The sequence below is a fragment of the Acinetobacter sp. 826659 genome, from assembly GCF_000588515.1.
Classification (GTDB): Bacteria; Pseudomonadota; Gammaproteobacteria; order Pseudomonadales; family Moraxellaceae; genus Acinetobacter; species Acinetobacter pittii.
Map to the genome: position 1 here is coordinate 373,086 of NZ_JFYD01000004.1, position 15,857 is coordinate 388,942.

The 15,857-nt window shown below is 39.0% G+C and carries 16 protein-coding genes; 6 read left to right on the forward strand and 10 right to left on the reverse strand.

What is annotated here, in order from left to right; genetic code table 11:
- Positions 1-94: 94 nt before the first annotated feature.
- The 7 genes from J663_RS10835 to lpxO all read right to left on the reverse strand — a co-directional run bounded on the left by J663_RS10835 (position 95) and on the right by lpxO (position 6,853).
- On the reverse strand, positions 95-706 hold the full coding sequence (locus J663_RS10835; protein WP_033849625.1) for an alpha-ketoglutarate-dependent dioxygenase AlkB family protein: 612 nt from the start codon (positions 704-706) through the stop codon (positions 95-97).
- Positions 703-1,557 (reverse strand): methylated-DNA--[protein]-cysteine S-methyltransferase, encoded by an 855-nt coding sequence (locus J663_RS10840; protein ID WP_033849626.1) that lies wholly within the window; start codon positions 1,555-1,557, stop codon positions 703-705. Before J663_RS10840 ends, J663_RS10835 begins: the two co-directional genes overlap by 4 nt.
- Before the next feature lie 127 nt (positions 1,558-1,684).
- Positions 1,685-2,272, reverse strand: coding sequence for a CDP-diacylglycerol--glycerol-3-phosphate 3-phosphatidyltransferase (gene pgsA / locus J663_RS10845; protein WP_002114808.1), 588 nt, complete (start codon positions 2,270-2,272; stop codon positions 1,685-1,687).
- Between the two features lie 118 nt (positions 2,273-2,390).
- Complete coding sequence (locus tag J663_RS10850) at positions 2,391-3,185, reverse strand: thioesterase family protein (RefSeq protein ID WP_033849628.1); 795 nt, start codon at positions 3,183-3,185, stop codon at positions 2,391-2,393.
- Positions 3,186-3,306: 121 nt separating this feature from the next.
- Positions 3,307-5,106 carry an excinuclease ABC subunit UvrC gene (gene uvrC / locus J663_RS10855; protein ID WP_033849665.1) on the reverse strand — a complete coding sequence of 600 codons (1,800 nt, stop codon included), beginning with the start codon at positions 5,104-5,106 and terminating at the stop codon, positions 3,307-3,309.
- 133 nt (positions 5,107-5,239) lie between these two features.
- The gene (locus tag J663_RS10860; RefSeq protein ID WP_033849668.1) at positions 5,240-5,770 is read right to left on the reverse strand and encodes a peptidoglycan hydrolase; all 531 of its coding nucleotides are present in this window, start codon (positions 5,768-5,770) and stop codon (positions 5,240-5,242) included.
- Positions 5,771-5,938: 168 nt separating this feature from the next.
- Positions 5,939-6,853, reverse strand: coding sequence for a lipid A hydroxylase LpxO (lpxO, locus tag J663_RS10865; RefSeq protein ID WP_000598899.1), 915 nt, complete (start codon positions 6,851-6,853; stop codon positions 5,939-5,941).
- 307 nt (positions 6,854-7,160) lie between these two features.
- Here lpxO and J663_RS18935 point away from each other — a divergent pair, with 307 nt between their 5' ends.
- From J663_RS18935 to fadA, 3 genes are all read left to right on the forward strand, one after another.
- A complete protein-coding gene (locus J663_RS18935) occupies positions 7,161-7,277 on the forward strand; it encodes a hypothetical protein (protein ID WP_081404698.1) in 117 nt (38 codons plus the stop codon).
- A 150-nt stretch (positions 7,278-7,427) separates the two neighbouring features.
- Positions 7,428-9,581: a fatty acid oxidation complex subunit alpha FadB gene (gene fadB, locus J663_RS10875; RefSeq protein WP_017398716.1), complete on the forward strand. Its 2,154-nt coding sequence runs from the start codon at positions 7,428-7,430 to the stop codon at positions 9,579-9,581.
- Between the two features lie 12 nt (positions 9,582-9,593).
- Positions 9,594-10,766, forward strand: a complete 1,173-nt coding sequence (gene fadA / locus J663_RS10880; protein WP_005065826.1) for an acetyl-CoA C-acyltransferase FadA — start codon at positions 9,594-9,596, stop codon at positions 10,764-10,766.
- A gap of 47 nt (positions 10,767-10,813) precedes the next feature.
- Here fadA and J663_RS10885 read toward each other — a convergent pair whose 3' ends face one another.
- Positions 10,814-11,305, reverse strand: a complete 492-nt coding sequence (locus J663_RS10885) for a hypothetical protein (RefSeq protein ID WP_032005710.1) — start codon at positions 11,303-11,305, stop codon at positions 10,814-10,816.
- A gap of 243 nt (positions 11,306-11,548) precedes the next feature.
- Complete coding sequence (locus J663_RS10890; RefSeq protein ID WP_068972718.1) at positions 11,549-12,196, reverse strand: RBBP9/YdeN family alpha/beta hydrolase; 648 nt, start codon at positions 12,194-12,196, stop codon at positions 11,549-11,551.
- A gap of 71 nt (positions 12,197-12,267) precedes the next feature.
- Between J663_RS10890 and J663_RS10895 the strand changes: the two genes are divergently transcribed.
- On the forward strand, positions 12,268-12,633 hold the full coding sequence (locus J663_RS10895) for a MerR family transcriptional regulator (RefSeq protein ID WP_033849630.1): 366 nt from the start codon (positions 12,268-12,270) through the stop codon (positions 12,631-12,633).
- Positions 12,634-12,654: 21 nt separating this feature from the next.
- On the opposite strand, the gene J663_RS10900 is transcribed toward J663_RS10895, so the two are convergent.
- Positions 12,655-13,413 carry a hypothetical protein gene (locus J663_RS10900; protein ID WP_033849632.1) on the reverse strand — a complete coding sequence of 253 codons (759 nt, stop codon included), beginning with the start codon at positions 13,411-13,413 and terminating at the stop codon, positions 12,655-12,657.
- A 177-nt stretch (positions 13,414-13,590) separates the two neighbouring features.
- On the opposite strand from J663_RS10900, the gene J663_RS10905 reads away from it, so the two are divergent.
- Together J663_RS10905 and J663_RS10910 are read left to right on the forward strand one after the other, a co-directional pair.
- Positions 13,591-14,292 (forward strand): DsbA family oxidoreductase, encoded by a 702-nt coding sequence (locus tag J663_RS10905; protein WP_033849633.1) that lies wholly within the window; start codon positions 13,591-13,593, stop codon positions 14,290-14,292.
- Between the two features lie 359 nt (positions 14,293-14,651).
- Positions 14,652-15,794, forward strand: a complete 1,143-nt coding sequence (locus J663_RS10910) for a hypothetical protein (protein ID WP_033849634.1) — start codon at positions 14,652-14,654, stop codon at positions 15,792-15,794.
- Positions 15,795-15,857: the final 63 nt, after the last annotated feature.

Consider the following 15,857-nt stretch of genomic DNA (forward strand, 5'->3'; position numbering starts at 1 on the left):
GATAATTCTTTTCATCAGCAGCTCATCAGTAGAAGCATCCCCCTCAGAGGAATAAGCTCATGCTGCCATCATGGGCTTTTTTCTTGTCTTATTTTTATAAAAACTTAAATTGCCGAAAAGTAAGATTAATACGTGGTTGTAAAATCTTTGTTGAGCGATTTAAACGGTGTTGCCAATATTGTTGAGTCTCACCACGCATCACAATGAGTTGGCCTGGTTGTAGCCACAATTCAACTTTCTCTTTACTTTGAATATGTCTAAAAGAAAATTTACGAGTAGCACCAAAGCTTAAAGAGGCGATTGTTGTCGTTCTTGCCAAAGATACATCCGAGTCACTGTGCCAAGCCATACCTTGAGTTCCATCTTCATAAAGATTTGCCAAACAAGAATTAAATTTTTCTGAAAGTATTCGCTCTACCTGTTGTTTTAGTTTGGCGAGTGCTTTGTCCCAAGGTAAAGAATCACGTGCGACACCCGAATATTTATATTGATAGTAATCATCTCCATACCATGCAACTTTTCGAGCTGTAATAAAGTGCTTACCATACAACTTAGCCTCGTCATGTTTCCATGCGAGGTGTTGATAAAGATAATGAAAATATTGTTCAGCTTCTTCAGGGCTTAAAATACAACCATAGTCCTGAACTTCACCATCGTAGGGTAATAAATTCTCACAAGGCTCTGGAGAAAATAAATCCAAGGTCATACGGTCTCTCCATATTGCTTTGACATCTCCCACGCTAACAATGCCAATTTACGCCCTTTTTGCCAATGATATTCTCCGATCATCCCTGTGGCACGGATCACTCGATGGCAAGGAATCAGATATGCAATCGGATTCTGTCCAATTGCTGTAGCAACGGCTCTAACTGCTTTAGGCTTCCCAATCTGCTCTGCAATATCTTGGTAAGTCCGAAGTTGCCCTTCTGGAATGGTGAGCAAGGCTTCCCATACTTGTAGCTGAAATGGGGTTCCAGCCAAATTAAGTGGAAGTTTTTGCTGTAAGTGTTCTGAAAAATCCTGTTCAAACCACTTTGCAATTTGTTGATGCCAAATCGGTGACTGATTTTTCAATTGAGCTTTCGGAAAGTACTGCTTAATGAGTTGTTCAATATTGGCGTGAGTTTCGATAAACCTTATAGAACATATGCCTTTTTCACTACTGACCACCAACAACTCACCGAAGGGACTTGTCTCAACCGAATAATTAAGAATAACGCCTTCGCCCTTTTGTTTATATTCCCCAGGCGTCATCCCTTCAAGCTGAATAAACAGATCGTGTAAACGTCCTGTGCCAGACAACCCCGTATTTAAAGCGGTTTCCAATAAACTCCGCTGTTGCAACAGATAATATTTAGCCTGTTGCAAACTCATATATTGCACAAATTTTTTCGGGCTAATCCCTACCCATTCTTGAAACTGGCGTTGAATATAACCTGAACTTAAATTCATATGGCTCGCAACATCGTCCAGACTGGGTTGCTGATCTAGATGTTCATATAAATATTCAATTACAGTGGCAATTACAGCAAATTGCCGAGAAGAAAGCATTTGCATGTGTCACCTCCTTAGCACTTATATCTTACATTAAAGTAGCCAAAGCCCTATGACGACCCGATTCTTGCACTCTTTAAAAATAAAAAAAGCCTTTCATTGTAGAAAGGCTTAATCTTTCAATATGCACTTAAGGCTGCTTTAAATAAGGCCAAGCTGCTTTGAGGTAAATAAACATTGACCATAGAGTTAAAATGACCGCTGTATATAACAAAGCATAGGCAAGCATTTCTAAAGGCTGCCAATTAAGTAAGAACACACTAATGGCAATCATCTGAAAGGCTGTTTTATATTTACCTACAGTCGATACTGCCACACTGGTACGTGCGCCAAGTTCTGCCATCCATTCACGTAAAGCAGAAACTGTAATTTCCCGTGAAATAATCACAATTGCCGCAAAAGCCATTGAAATGGTTGGATTCCACTGCACTAAAACAATCAGTGCAGCCGCCACCATGAGCTTATCTGCAACTGGATCTAAAAAACGGCCAAATGCTGAAGTTTGGTTTAAAGTTCGTGCTAAATAGCCATCAAACCAATCGGTAATAGCAGCAAACACAAAAATAGCCGTCAAGATAATATGACGACTCATACTACCTTCATGCTCACCAATACCCATTGCAGGCGGCCAATACGCGATCACCAAAAATACAGGAATAAGCGCGATACGCGCTAATGTTAGGATATTTGGGATATTCAGGATTCGCCCTGTGGTCATAAACACCGCCAATTAAGTCTTCATGCATCTTGTAACAGACAAAAATACTTTCTTCAATATTGTATCTATCTGTAACAGCCACTTTATACGAAATATATGAATCGAGGAAGTGGACTGCTTAGGTAAATACCGTAACAGTTTGCCGTAAAATTGCAATTAAATGATCATTTTGGTCCCAAAGATGGGCATATTCTGTGGAATAACCTTCACCTGCATATTCAGTTATCACTTTATATTTAAACCAGTCACACAATTGATGTTGGAACGGATGGACATAGGTAATGTGCCAAGTTAAAGAACTTGCAGGAGCAACTTGCTTAAACATCGGCAATACACCAGGTGGCCAAATATCCATCAAGACAATTAAATCTGGCAAAGTCATTTGACGATTTTCATGCTTATCGGGATTAAACCTTGACCATCCTCCAAAGTCAGCATACTGACTTCCTGTAACAGGATAATGACCTTCCGCCCAGCATACATCAAAATGTTGATAGCATTCTGGCATTTGTCTAGCAAAAGGAATAGGTTGTAACTCTTCAGGTTGCCTATAAACTGGAACGATAGGCTCATGTCGCACTTCAATATTCGACGCACGCGGCACACCAAAGCTTGCCACCAAAATCGTTTGTACCGCACCATCTTGCCATAAACGGGTTTCAAGCGTAGTGACCGATTTCCCTTCTCTTAAAATTTCAATAGTCAATTGAGCAGGCCCCTGTTGTACAGGGCCCACGAAAGTAACACTACAACTTAATAATCTTTTATTTGGATCTTGAATATTGCAGCAGGCCTTTTGCATGAGTAAGCCAGCGACAAGCCCACCAAAAACAGTTCGCCCTTGTAGCCACCCTTCGGGTATTTCAATCCATTCCTTTTGTTTTATTTCTTCAAACAATTGCAGTAATGACATTCACTTCCCTAAAGCACTCCGACTCTTGATGAAACATCTTTCATCATTTTAAAGGGAATGTGAATGATCATTCTTGTACTTATATGCCAACTATTTGGTCACTCGGCATAGAAACCTATCTTTATTCATGCAGAATTTTATAAATCGTTCTTGCCATCATTTCACCAAAACCAGGCACAAGAGTAAGCTCTTTTTCAGATGCTTTTAAAACACCTTGAATCCCACCAAAATGGGTTAATAAATCTCGACGGCGCTTTGGCCCTAACCCTGGAATTGCTTCTAAAACTGAGGTACTTCGGCGTTTATCACGTTTAGCACGATGTTTAGTAATCGCAAAACGATGGGCCTCATCACGCACCTGCTGAATCAAATGCAATGCCTTATGGTCTTCCGGTAATTGGATTTTTGTGCCGTCAGTAAAATGCAGGGTTTCAAGTCCGGGTTTACGCCCTTCACCTTTAGATACACCCACCATAAAAGCATCTAACCCAAGCTCTTGCATAACTTCCATTGCCATATGGAGTTGGCCTTTACCACCATCAATCAACAGCAAATCAGGCAATATGGCCTTTTTATAACGGCGTGTTAAGGCTTGGCGCATAGCAGCATAGTCATCGCCTGCTGTAATGTCTTGAATCGCAAACTGGCGGTAGTCGCGCTTACGTGCCCCACCTTGGTCAAACACGACACAAGAGGCAATTGGAGCTTCACCCATGGTGTGACTAATATCAAAACATTCAATCCGATCGACAGGTCTTCCCACCACTTGCTCTAACTGGTGGAAACGTTCATTAAGTTCTAAATGATTACTCAACTGCCCCTTAATGGCATGTTGAACGTTCATTTCAGCTAACTCTAGCCACTCGGCACGAGTTTCTCGAACATTACTCTTAATCTGAACCTTTTTGCCAAATTGCTGTGCCAACGCTTCTTCTAATTCTTTACAGTCAGGCAAAGCAATATTTACGATAAGCTCATTCGGTACTTCATCTGCAACCTGAAAGTAAAAGTTCGCCATAAAGTCACTCAGCATTTGCCCAAGATCATCACCGAGCATGTCTGGGAAATAACTTTTTCCACCCAGCATTCGCCCATTGCGTACATACATAATTTGCACGCATGTCACACCTGCCTGATATGCAATTGCCAGAATATCCGCTTCGCCTTTAACTTTAAAAACGGCTTGTTGCGCTTGAACTTCACGCAGTAAAGACAATCGATCGCGGTAAAAAACAGCTTTTTCAAATTCAAGCTCAGCCGCTGCTTGTTCCATTTTGGCAATGAGTTCTTGATTAAGCTCTTTGGTATCACCTTGCAAAAAGCGAATACTATTATTAACGTCTTCTTTATAATCTTCGGGTGAAATCAGACCTACACACGGGGCCGAACAACGCTTGATTTGATATTGCAAACATGGACGTTTACGCTGTGAGAAATAGCTATTTTCACACTGACGCACATTAAAAAGTTTTTGTAAAACCAGTAATGTATCGCGTGCACTATAGGCACTTGGGTACGGGCCAAAAAACTTACCAATTTGGTGCTTACCTTTACCACGCCCGCTCGCAAGCCGAGGATAAGGCTTGTCAGCCGAAACAAAAATATAGACGTAAGACTTATCGTCCCGCAGCATAATGTTATACGGCGGACGATGCTGTTTAATTAAATTTTGTTCTAAGAGTAAAGCTTCAGTTTCTGAACGAGTAACCAAAGTTTCAATATCATAAATTCGTGCAACTAAAGCTTGTGTTTTAGGATGCTCAATCGTTTTAACAAAATAACTCGTCACCCGATTTTTTAGGTTTTTTGCTTTGCCGACATATAACAATTCACCCTCCTTCCCTAGCATTTTATAAACACCTGGAAGCTGGGTCATGTTGGCTAAAATTTTTTCAATATGAGGACGAGCGTTTTGATTCACTATTGGCATGCATGGCTTAATACTGAATACCTAATGTGATGTTTTCATCCTTACTTTTCAAGTGCTTTACTGTGCCAGAACATAAATTTGGAAAGGGATTTAAATATGGTCCGACAGATTGTGTCGTACTCGCTTAAGAATCTAGACGATAGTAACTATATTTAACGTCTTTTTCTTTATACACCGCATAGGTTTTTTGACGAAAATCCGAGAACCAACCATTGCCCGTATAGCCTGCAATATGACCATAAGTGTGACCACTTGTTCGCTCAATAATGTAAATGTCACCTTCTTGTGGACGGTTGAAAGCAGGTTTAATTTTCTTATAACCATTCTTTTCTAACGTTTGCCCCCAATCAGAAGCAGCTACAGGATGCTTTGATACATCTGCTCCAGCCGCTTGTAGAGCAATACGGATATTTTTGGCGCATTTCTCTTTACTATGGTTGGCAGAGATACTTTCGAGCTTACTTGAGAACTTATGCAAATTAATATTTTGGTCTTCAGTTTTATGATTTTTAGTTCTAGATCGATTAGATTTTTCAGTTGTCGAAGCTGCTTGTCTTAACATCACTTTTGTTTTTAAATCGCCTTGAGAACTGTCTTCTTTTCTCTCTTCGATATGATGAACATGTGCATGAGCTGCGTGATGAGCATGAGCCATTTTAAAACCTACTTCCGCTGACCAGTCTTCGAAAAAACCGCGCCATTGTAGAATCAAAATTGCCTATTGGCTTTTAATAGTTGTAACAAATTACCAGCGCTGTGAAATAGATCACAAAAGCTATTGAATGCTTTATGTCATAAAAAAACGCCCTTTCGGGCGCTTTAATTAAAATACATATGGTCGAACAAAAATCAGGAAGAAAATCCCAAGCATGAGGAACCATTTTAAGAAGTAATACAACTTACGGTTTTTAGCTTTTAATGCTTTAGCTTTAATACGAATTTGATAGACATAACCAAAAGCTTTATTTAGGCCACCTGTTTGGTCGCCTGTTTCATTCGGTGAACTTGCCGCAGTCATCACATTACGACCAAACCAATGGTTGAAACGCTCCATCCATTTTACTTTCATTGGACGCTCAACGTCTGCAAAGAAAATAATACGGTTTTGATCAGTCTTATTTTCAGCATAGTGAATATAAGTTTCATCAAACACAACACTTTGACCATCACGCCAAGAATATCTTTCACCATCGACATCAATAAAACAACGGTCATCATTTGGTGTAATTAGACCTAAGTGATAACGCAAAGAACCTGCATATGGATCACGGTGTCTTACCAAACGGCTGTCAGGTGCAAGCTCGGTAAACATTGCTGCTTTAATTGTCGGCAATGTTTTAAGAAGTGCTGTAGTTTTTGGGCAAAGCTCAGCAGCAGATGGATGACTCGATTCATACCATTTTAGGTAAAAACGCTTCCAACCTGTTTTAAAGAATGAGTTAAAACCTAAGTCGTTATAGGTACTTGAAGCTTTAATTCCGCCTTGGTCATATAAAGCTTTCGCTTCATCTCGAATCATTTCCCAATTTTCATCCAGCACTTTTAAATCTTTAAAATGCTGTGTGTCGATATAAGGCTGATTCGGCACCTTTGAAAAGATGTACATTAAAAAATTAATCGGTGCGAGCAAGGTTGAATGGTCAAAAAATTGACGATAAAACGAGTGACGCACTTTGCCGCGATGTTGGATATACAATGCTGATATCACAAAAATCGCTAATATGATCCACTTAATCATATTGCTACTCTTTCAAAAGATTAGGGGCAACTTCACCTTATATTTAAGGAGAGAGAAACCGGAAGTTTATTTAATTGGCGCAAATTTTAACAAAATTGACTTAGAAAAAGCGAATGTAAAAAAATTAAGTCAAATAATAGACAGCGCTGGTGTAATAAAAATTTTAAATATAGTGTATTTTTCCATAAATTTAAGGAAGTTAAAATTTATTACTATTATTACTGTTATTTACAGATGATCCCCCTAACAATTGACATTTTTGACAAAAAATTAACTTTTAAAACTTATTCGTTTTTTATATAAAAATTTGATAATTCCAATGCATTATCAAGAAAAAGTTAAATTAAAACAAATGTCTTTCGTTATTAGCTATCTTTATGATTTCTTTTATGCATTTCATATAGATGAATTGAATAATAAATAAGATGACCCTTGCGTCACGGCTTGATACAACTTGTCAGGTTTTTTTTAGATATAGTTATCGTAAGATTAGCGAAGCATAAATGTGTACCTAAGATGTGCACACGCTTCATAACATCAACTTAGAAGTCCTCCAAAACTAAGGAGATCAGGCATGATCCACGCTGGCAATGCCATTACCGTCCAAATGCTTTCGGACGGAATTGCAGAATTCCGCTTTGACTTACAAGGTGAGTCGGTCAATAAATTTAACCGTGCAACAATTGAAGATTTCCAAGCTGCTATTGCTGCGGTAAAAGCAAATAATGATATTAAAGGCTTAGTTGTTACCTCGGGCAAATCGACATTTATTGTTGGGGCAGACATTACCGAATTTGGTGAAAACTTCGCACAAGGCGAAAAAGCGATTGTTGACTGGCTTATGCCTGTTCACGAAATCTTCAATAGCTTTGAAGATTTAGAAATTCCAAAAGTTGTTGCTATTAACGGTATGGCGTTAGGTGGCGGTTTTGAAATGTGTTTAGTTTGTGACTATCGTGTGATGTCAGAAGCTGCACAAGTGGGCTTACCGGAAATTAAACTTGGTATTTACCCAGGTTTTGGCGGTAGCGTACGTTTAAGCCGTCTGATTGGTATCGACAACGCGGTTGAATGGATGGCGATGGCTGCTCCTAAAAAACCAGCTGCTGCCCTAAAAGATGGTGCGGTAGATGCGGTTGTAGCTGCTGATAAATTACTTGAAGCTGCAACTGACTTAGTTAAGCAAGCAATTTCTGGTCGTTTAAACTGGAAAGCAAAACGTCAAGAAAAGCTTGAAGCTGTAAAATTGAACCCACTTGAACAAATGATGGCGTTCAATACTGCAAAAGGTGCAGTGCTTGCTAAAGCAAACCCTGCTCAATACCCTGCTCCAAAATTATTACTTGATTCATTACAAGCGGGTGCAAGTCTTGCGCGTGACGAAGCATTAAAAGCTGAAGCTGAAGGTTTTGCAAAAGCTGCGATTACGCCACAAGCTGGTGCATTGATTGGTTTATTCCTCAATGACCAAGTTGTTAAGAAAACTGCTAAAAAATATGAAAAAGGTGCACACCCTGTAAACCAAGCAGCTGTACTTGGTGCTGGTATCATGGGTGGTGGTATTGCTTACCAAGCAGCAAGCAAAGGCACACCAATTATCATGAAAGATATTGGTAATCCACAACTTGCCCTAGGTATGAAAGAAGCGAACAGCTTGTTAACTAAACAAGTTGAACGTAAGAAAATGAAACCTGCGCAAATGGGTGAAACGCTTGCACGTATCCGTCCTACTTTAAGCTACGATGAGTTTAAAGAAGTTGACATCGTGATCGAAGCAGTTACAGAAAATCCAAAAGTAAAAGAAATGGTACTTGCGGATACTGAGAAGAATGTTCGTGAAAATACGATTATTGCTTCTAATACTTCTACGATTTCAATCACACGTTTAGCAAAAGCATTACAACGTCCTGAAAACTTTGTAGGTATGCACTTCTTCAACCCAGTTCACATGATGCCGCTTGTAGAAGTGATTCGTGGTGAAAAGACTTCTGAAGAAGCGATTGCAACTACTGTTGTTCTTGCTCAAAAAATGGGTAAAACACCAATCGTTGTAAACGACTGCCCAGGGTTCTTGGTTAACCGTGTATTGTTCCCTTACTTTGGTGCGTTTGACCTTCTTGTAAAAGACGGCGCAGACTTCCAGCAAGTTGACAATGTAATGTCGAAATTTGGCTGGCCAATGGGTCCTGCTTACCTCATCGACGTTGTAGGTATCGACACGGGTGTACATGGTGCAGAAGTCATGGCTGAAGGTTTCCCAGACCGTATGAAGCCAGACTTTAAAGGTTCAATCCAAGCAATGTACGAAGCTAAACGACTTGGTCAAAAGAATGACGTTGGTTTCTACAAATACGAACTCGATAAGAAAGGCAAAAAAGCAAAAACTGTTGATCCAACAGCGTATGAAATCATTGCTCCTTTCGTAACGGGTGAGAAACGCGAGTTTGATAACCAAGAAATCATTGACCGCATGATGCTTGCTTTCTGTAACGAAACAGTTCGTTGCTTAGAAGACAACATCGTTGCAACTGCTGCTGAAGCAGACATGGCAATGATTATGGGTGTAGGTTTCCCTCCATTCCGTGGTGGTCCATGTCGTTATATCGACCAGACAGGTGTTGCTGAATACGTTGCACTTTGCGACAAATATGCACACTTAGGTAAGGCTTATGAAGCGCCACAAATGTTGCGCGACATGGCTGCTAACAACAAAAAATTCTACGGTTAAGGAGCAACGTGAATGGCTACTTTAAATCCACGTGACGTTGTCATCGTTGATGGCGTACGTTCTGCAATGGGTAAAACCAAAAACGGTATGTTCCGTAATGTACGTGCTGACAGCTTATCTGCTGAATTGGTTCGTGCACTCGTTGCCCGTAACCAGTTTGATGTAAACGAAGTTGAAGATCTGATCTGGGGCTGTGTAAACCAGACTCTAGAACAAGGTATGAACATTGGCCGTAACATCGGCTTATTGGCTGACTTACCAAAAACTGTTGCTGGTCAAACAGTAAACCGTCTTTGTGGTTCTTCTATGCAAGCGCTTCATACTGCTGCTGCACAGATTGCAACTAACCAAGGTGATATCTTCATTATTGGTGGTGTTGAGCACATGGGCCACGTAGGTATGATGCATGGCATCGACCTAAACCCAGAAGCATCTAAACACTATGCAAAAGCATCTAACATGATGGGCTTAACTGCTGAAATGTTAGGTCGTATGAATGGCATTAGCCGTGAAGAGCAAGACGCTTTTGGTGTTGAATCTCACCGCCGTGCTTGGGCTGCAACTCAAGAAGGTCGTTTCAAAAACGAAATCGTTGGTGTTGAAGGCCACGATGCTAATGGCTTTAAAATCCTTTGCGACATCGACGAAGTAATTCGTCCAGATGCAAACCTTGAAGCGTTCAAAGCATTACGTCCTGTATTTGACCCGAAAGGCGGTACGGTAACTGCGGCTACATCTTCAGCTTTGTCTGATGGTGCTTCTGCAATGTTACTTATGTCTGCTGAACGCGCCCAAGCGTTAGGTTTAAAACCACGCGCTGTAATTCGCTCTATGGCAGTTGCAGGTTGTGATGCTGCAATCATGGGTTACGGTCCAGTTCCAGCAACTCAGAAAGCGCTTAAACGTGCTGGTTTAACGATGGCTGATATTCAAACTATCGAGTTAAACGAAGCATTCGCTGCTCAAGGCTTATCAGTAATGAAAGGCTTAGGTATTTATGACAAGCAAGACATCATTAACTTAAATGGTGGTGCAATTGCTTTGGGTCATCCACTAGGCTGTTCTGGTGCGCGTATCACCACTACGTTGTTAAACGTAATGGAACAACAAGATACTCAAATCGGTCTTGCGACCATGTGTATCGGCCTTGGTCAAGGTATTGCAACAGTGATCGAACGTGTTTAATTAACACCAAGATAAAAAAATCCCCGCTCAATGCGGGGATTTTTATTTTATCGGCCTTTTAACCCATCTTGAATTTGCTGTTGTAAATTTATGAGGTCATTAAGGTTAACTTTCATCGTACCATCACGATAAGCACCAACATTACTTCGGTTAATATTCAAAGGTCTTAACATTTCAAAAATGCCGTTGGTTGGATCAGAAGACTGTATTCCACCCGCTACCGCTAAAATGTATTGTTGTAAGAATGGAGAAAGTTGAGACAAATCAGGTTGTGCCATAACTGGCTGATAATCTACTGTCGTCATGCCTTCAGGGACTAAAGCATTCTGTATATCGTAATGAGTTTTATACTCATGATGTTGCAGTGCCTGGCGCACTTTTTTATCTTCTTGGAAAGGTACAAAACCCACCTCTTCACGTAACTCAGATTCAGCCATAACGCGAATTGTTGGTAAAGTAGCCACTTCTTCTGCTTGAACAGTCGGTAAACCCATAAAAGCAAATGCAGCAATGAAAGCTGATTGTTTTAGAAAGTTCATAACTTGCTCCAAAAATCAGTCACCCTATTTCAATTAAAAGATGATGATTAAATTAAAAGTATCTATAAATAGGCTACAACAAAGTCGAATTTGATTCAGTAAGGCTCAGATAAACGGTAAATATAATTAAATTTTTTAATGTAAAAGTACGGTTCTTCTATTTATAAAAACTGCATCCTATAAAGCACTCTATAACTTGAACAAAAGTGTTCAGATTATAGAGTGCGATTTATCTTATAAATTTTATTTGCTCTCTAACATCTGTTTTAAAGAATCAACTAATTGCGGAAATTTCGTATAACCTTCTCTACCTAAAAAATGCCCGCCATTAGGAACAGTAATGTACGGCGCATCAATTTCTTTCGCCAATTCAATAGTCAGTTTGGGCGGAACCAAATCATCATTATCAGATAAATACACCAGCTTTTTCTTTATGTCCTTAAAGTAATCCGTATCGACTTTACTCTTCGTTATATAACTATTAAGAACAGAAGAATCTGAAATGAGACCAGAGAATCCGGATACTAAAATTATTCCTCCAATATTTTGATAGTCATGTCTTTGCAAAAAGTGCAGTAACGTAATCACCCCTAAACTGTGCGCAACAAAATAGGTATTCTCATCCACCTTAGGGATCTGTTGGTCTAAAACCTTTTGCCATGCATCTACGTCCGGATTCTCAGAATCTGGAAATGGAATTAAGGTAACCGTTGTATGTTCATCTTCTATTTGATGTTTTAAATCTAGAAACCAATGATCATCGATAGAAGCAGAGTAACCATGAAGCACAAATATTTGAGGCATGTTCTTCTCCTGAAGTTCAAGTGTTTTGGCATTTGCAACAAATGACATTAATCCGAATAACACCAATAAAATGAGTTTTCTGATCATTGAACAAGTACCATTTTGAAAGATAAAAACATGCTAAACTATGACACCAATGTTAAGGTCAACCCCATTTTATGAACTTAGCTAAAGTTGCCGAGCTCACAAAAGTAAGTCCTCGTATGCTGCGTTATTACGAGAGCTTAGGGCTTATACAGCCTCTTCGAGCGAGTAATAACTATCGAAGTTATACGCAAAAAGATATTGAAAATATTAAGAAAATTAAAATATTAAATGATGCAGGCATGCATCTAAAAGATATTCAGGTTTTGCTGCCTTGTTTTGATTTAGATGAACGTATATTTACCCTGTGTTCAGTGGTTCAAGAAAAATTGCAAACTGAACTCATGCATGTGTCTGAGCAGTTAAACAAACTACAAACTTCTCAAAGTTTATTACAATCTTTTTTAACCAAAGGAAAAGTCGAGAGCACCAAATCATAATATTTGATGCTCATGCTTTGCTTATTCTTTTAAATCTCCTTCGAGTGCAGCTACATTTTTTTTCTTAATTTTTTCAATTTTTGCATTTAGCTTTAGAACATCTTGATAAAGCCCGTTAAATTTTTTGACCTGAGCATTTTCATGAAAAAGAATCATCTGATCTTTCTTTTGCCATTCATAATTTTTTAGAAGCTTAAACATTTCTTCTGCTTTATCCAAAATTTGTAACTCAATCATAAAAATTGCATGGTCTTGATCTGCTTTTTGCTGAGTTCCCAATTTCATTTCGAGCAGTTGCCTCATTTCTGCATCAACAGATAATTCTTGAACCTTTGCTAAGAAAGTTTTATGAATCTTTTCATATTCAGTTTGATACTGATCCGAAGCTGTACGAACATCAGCTAGCATCTTTTCGGTTTCTGCAAATTTTTGTTTTTTATCAATATCTAAACGGTCCACATTTAAGAAAGTATCCCATTTGGCTGCTTTGAGTTCTCTTAAGTATGCATTACGTGCATTAATATTTTGAATCCAATAACTTAAAAGGAATTCTGAAATTTGCTTATAGTGTCCTGCCAAACGCTTATCGTGAATATCGAGCTGGACGGGTTTAGACCAGTCTTGTGCTTGTTCGTAAAGCTGATTCATTTTTTCAGTCATGACGACATCAAACATTTGACTACTGTCTTTGGCTTGCTGCTGTTTGATATGCTGATAGGTGAAAAAAATAATGCTTGTGATAACAATCAAACTTGCAATCGCAATCAAAACTCGGCGCATACACACCTCCTATTTCCCTTCTTATAGTTTTGCTCTTTATAGTTATAAAATAGAGCTTATTCTTCTTTATATGCCATTTATTTCACAATACGCAACACTGTATTCGCTACTGAAAGCTTTAAATCCTTATCCATCATCCCTATTATGATGGGTAATTAAAATTTATGAGATTCTCCCATGCGTGTTGATGTCTGGTCTGATGTAGTTTGCCCTTTCTGTTATATCGGCAAAAAACGCCTTGAGCATGTAGCTGCTGAAGCAGGTATTGATCTTGAAATTCACTGGCATAGTTTTGAATTAGATCCTGATGCGCCAGCTAAACATGACACTTCAAATACTGAACGTCTAGCTAAAAAATATGGCCGTACCTATGAAGAGATGGAAGAAATGGAGCGCAATATTGCGGCCATGGCTGCTTCTGAAGGTATTGATTTCCAATGGCAAAAGGCGAACTCAGGCAATAGTTTCAATGCACACCGTATTATTCACCTTGCGCAAAGCAAAGGTTTAGGTAATGAAGCTAAAGAAGCTTTTTTCCATGCTTATATGACCGAAGGTCTCGCAATTGGCGAACGTGAAGTTGTAGAAGAAATTGCATCTCGTATTGGTTTAGACAATGCTGAAGTCGAATACGTACTAGATACCAACGAACTATCTGACTTTGTCCGCCATGATGAAAAAATTGCACGTGAGCAGCTTAATGTAACAGGTGTGCCATTTTTTGTATTCGACCAAAGAATCGCTCTTGCTGGCGCTCAACCACGTGAAGTCTTTTTACAAGTTTTGGAAAAAGCACAAATCAAAGCAAATACTGAAGAAGTCGAGCAAGATGATGCGGCTGTTTGTACCGATGAAACTTGTGATATTCCAAAGAAATAAATGAACACAATTAAAATGTGATCAAATCGTATGTTTTATCATCATTTTAGCAATAGAGCGTTCTAAAAAAAGAACTATCTAATTGCTAAAAATCAGTTTATTATTGCCGCTAAGAATATTCGCGCTGTAATGTTCTGTTTTTTATGTGTTTAATGATCGGAATTTGAAGTTTCCTTGATCTATCATCCCCCTTCACTGGGGGATTTTTTTTGGCTAAAAATAATCGCTAATAGCTTAAACTTTTTCATTTATTTCAAATATGTAAAAAAAGTTAAATTTACTTAACTTTTGTGTCTCCCTCTTGATTTTATTAGAAAAATCAACAAAAGTGGAAACAACAACAAAACATAAAGATAGATATGAAAACATTTCATGTAATGCCGTACCGGCAGCTTTTTGCACTTTTAACGATTGGATTTGGTTCAGTATGCATCGCTCATGCAGAGGCCGCCTCTTCTTCTGCAAACCAACAAATAGGAAGTACATCATCTGGAGTACAAACTGAAGTCACCACAGACGAGAACCTCTTAGATCAAATTCCGCGCTGGGTGGATGCAACCCCAACCATTTTTCCAGAGCAGTCTAATGAGCCTATTGTTCCGCCTACCGAACAAACAGAAGACCAAACCTGGGTTGATCGTAAGCAAAAGAAAATTCGTAATTGGGCCGATCGTACTTCTGAAAAAATTGATAATTGGTTTGGTGAAGTCGATCCACAAAAACCGGCAACAGCAACCATTCGGGTAATGGTTGATAACTATTGGAATGAATACGACAACTTTGAAATTAAGCCCAGAATTCGCGGTAAAATTAAGCTCCCTACGCTAGAAAAACGTTTAAGCGTGGTATTTGGTGATGACTCTTTAGATAATGAATTTAATAACAGCCCAGCCAATATTAACCAAAACCCAAATCAAGACTCTAATAAGAAATTAGATGGTAAGCAAACTCGAGATGACAACAGCTCAATTGCTTTACGTTGGTCAAATTTCTCGAAAAAATTGCCTTTTGAAACAGATGCCGACTTAGGTATTCGTTCTGGGGACGATATTTATGTTCGTTTAAAAGCATCGAGAGATTGGCAACTTCGTAATGATTTTAAGTTTTATGCTGAACAAATTTATCGTTACGGCATAGATAGCGAAAACTACTTGCGTACCAATCTTGAGCTTACACATGCTAGACCAAATCAACCGTTTTTATCGAATCAATTCAGCCTGACCTATGCAGATGATCAAGACGATGATTTAGCTTGGGAAAACAGAACTTTCCGCGAACACAGTTTCTTTGCAAACAACCGTTTTAACTATGGGATTTATACAGGTGGTTATTACAACAACAATGACTTGCGTTTAAACAGTTGGGGACCGTTTGTTTCATGGCGCCAACCTGTTTTACGTGAATGGTTCTTTGTACAAGGCGATGTAAATTACTTGAATGATCACCGCGAAGACCGTAACCATTTTGTCAGCACCTTCTTACGCCTAGAAGCACTCTTTTAAGCTAAAAAGCATCACCTTGGACCTCATCCAAGGTGATAAATAACAAAATACTTTTAAATAAAA

Coding starts and splice junctions, on each gene's coding strand:
- J663_RS10885 (WP_032005710.1), bottom strand. CDS start 11,305: ATGAACTTTCTAAAACAATCAGCTTTCATTGCTGCATTTGCTTTTATG.
- J663_RS10840 (WP_033849626.1), bottom strand. CDS start 1,557: ATGCAAATGCTTTCTTCTCGGCAATTTGCTGTAATTGCCACTGTAATT.
- J663_RS10905 (WP_033849633.1), top strand. CDS start 13,591: ATGCGTGTTGATGTCTGGTCTGATGTAGTTTGCCCTTTCTGTTATATC.
- J663_RS10860 (WP_033849668.1), bottom strand. CDS start 5,770: ATGGCTCATGCTCATCACGCAGCTCATGCACATGTTCATCATATCGAA.
- J663_RS10850 (WP_033849628.1), bottom strand. CDS start 3,185: ATGTCATTACTGCAATTGTTTGAAGAAATAAAACAAAAGGAATGGATT.
- pgsA (WP_002114808.1), bottom strand. CDS start 2,272: ATGACCACAGGGCGAATCCTGAATATCCCAAATATCCTAACATTAGCG.
- J663_RS10890 (WP_068972718.1), bottom strand. CDS start 12,196: ATGATCAGAAAACTCATTTTATTGGTGTTATTCGGATTAATGTCATTT.
- J663_RS10900 (WP_033849632.1), bottom strand. CDS start 13,413: ATGCGCCGAGTTTTGATTGCGATTGCAAGTTTGATTGTTATCACAAGC.
- fadA (WP_005065826.1), top strand. CDS start 9,594: ATGGCTACTTTAAATCCACGTGACGTTGTCATCGTTGATGGCGTACGT.
- lpxO (WP_000598899.1), bottom strand. CDS start 6,853: ATGATTAAGTGGATCATATTAGCGATTTTTGTGATATCAGCATTGTAT.
- J663_RS10895 (WP_033849630.1), top strand. CDS start 12,268: ATGAACTTAGCTAAAGTTGCCGAGCTCACAAAAGTAAGTCCTCGTATG.
- J663_RS10910 (WP_033849634.1), top strand. CDS start 14,652: ATGAAAACATTTCATGTAATGCCGTACCGGCAGCTTTTTGCACTTTTA.
- fadB (WP_017398716.1), top strand. CDS start 7,428: ATGATCCACGCTGGCAATGCCATTACCGTCCAAATGCTTTCGGACGGA.
- J663_RS10835 (WP_033849625.1), bottom strand. CDS start 706: ATGACCTTGGATTTATTTTCTCCAGAGCCTTGTGAGAATTTATTACCC.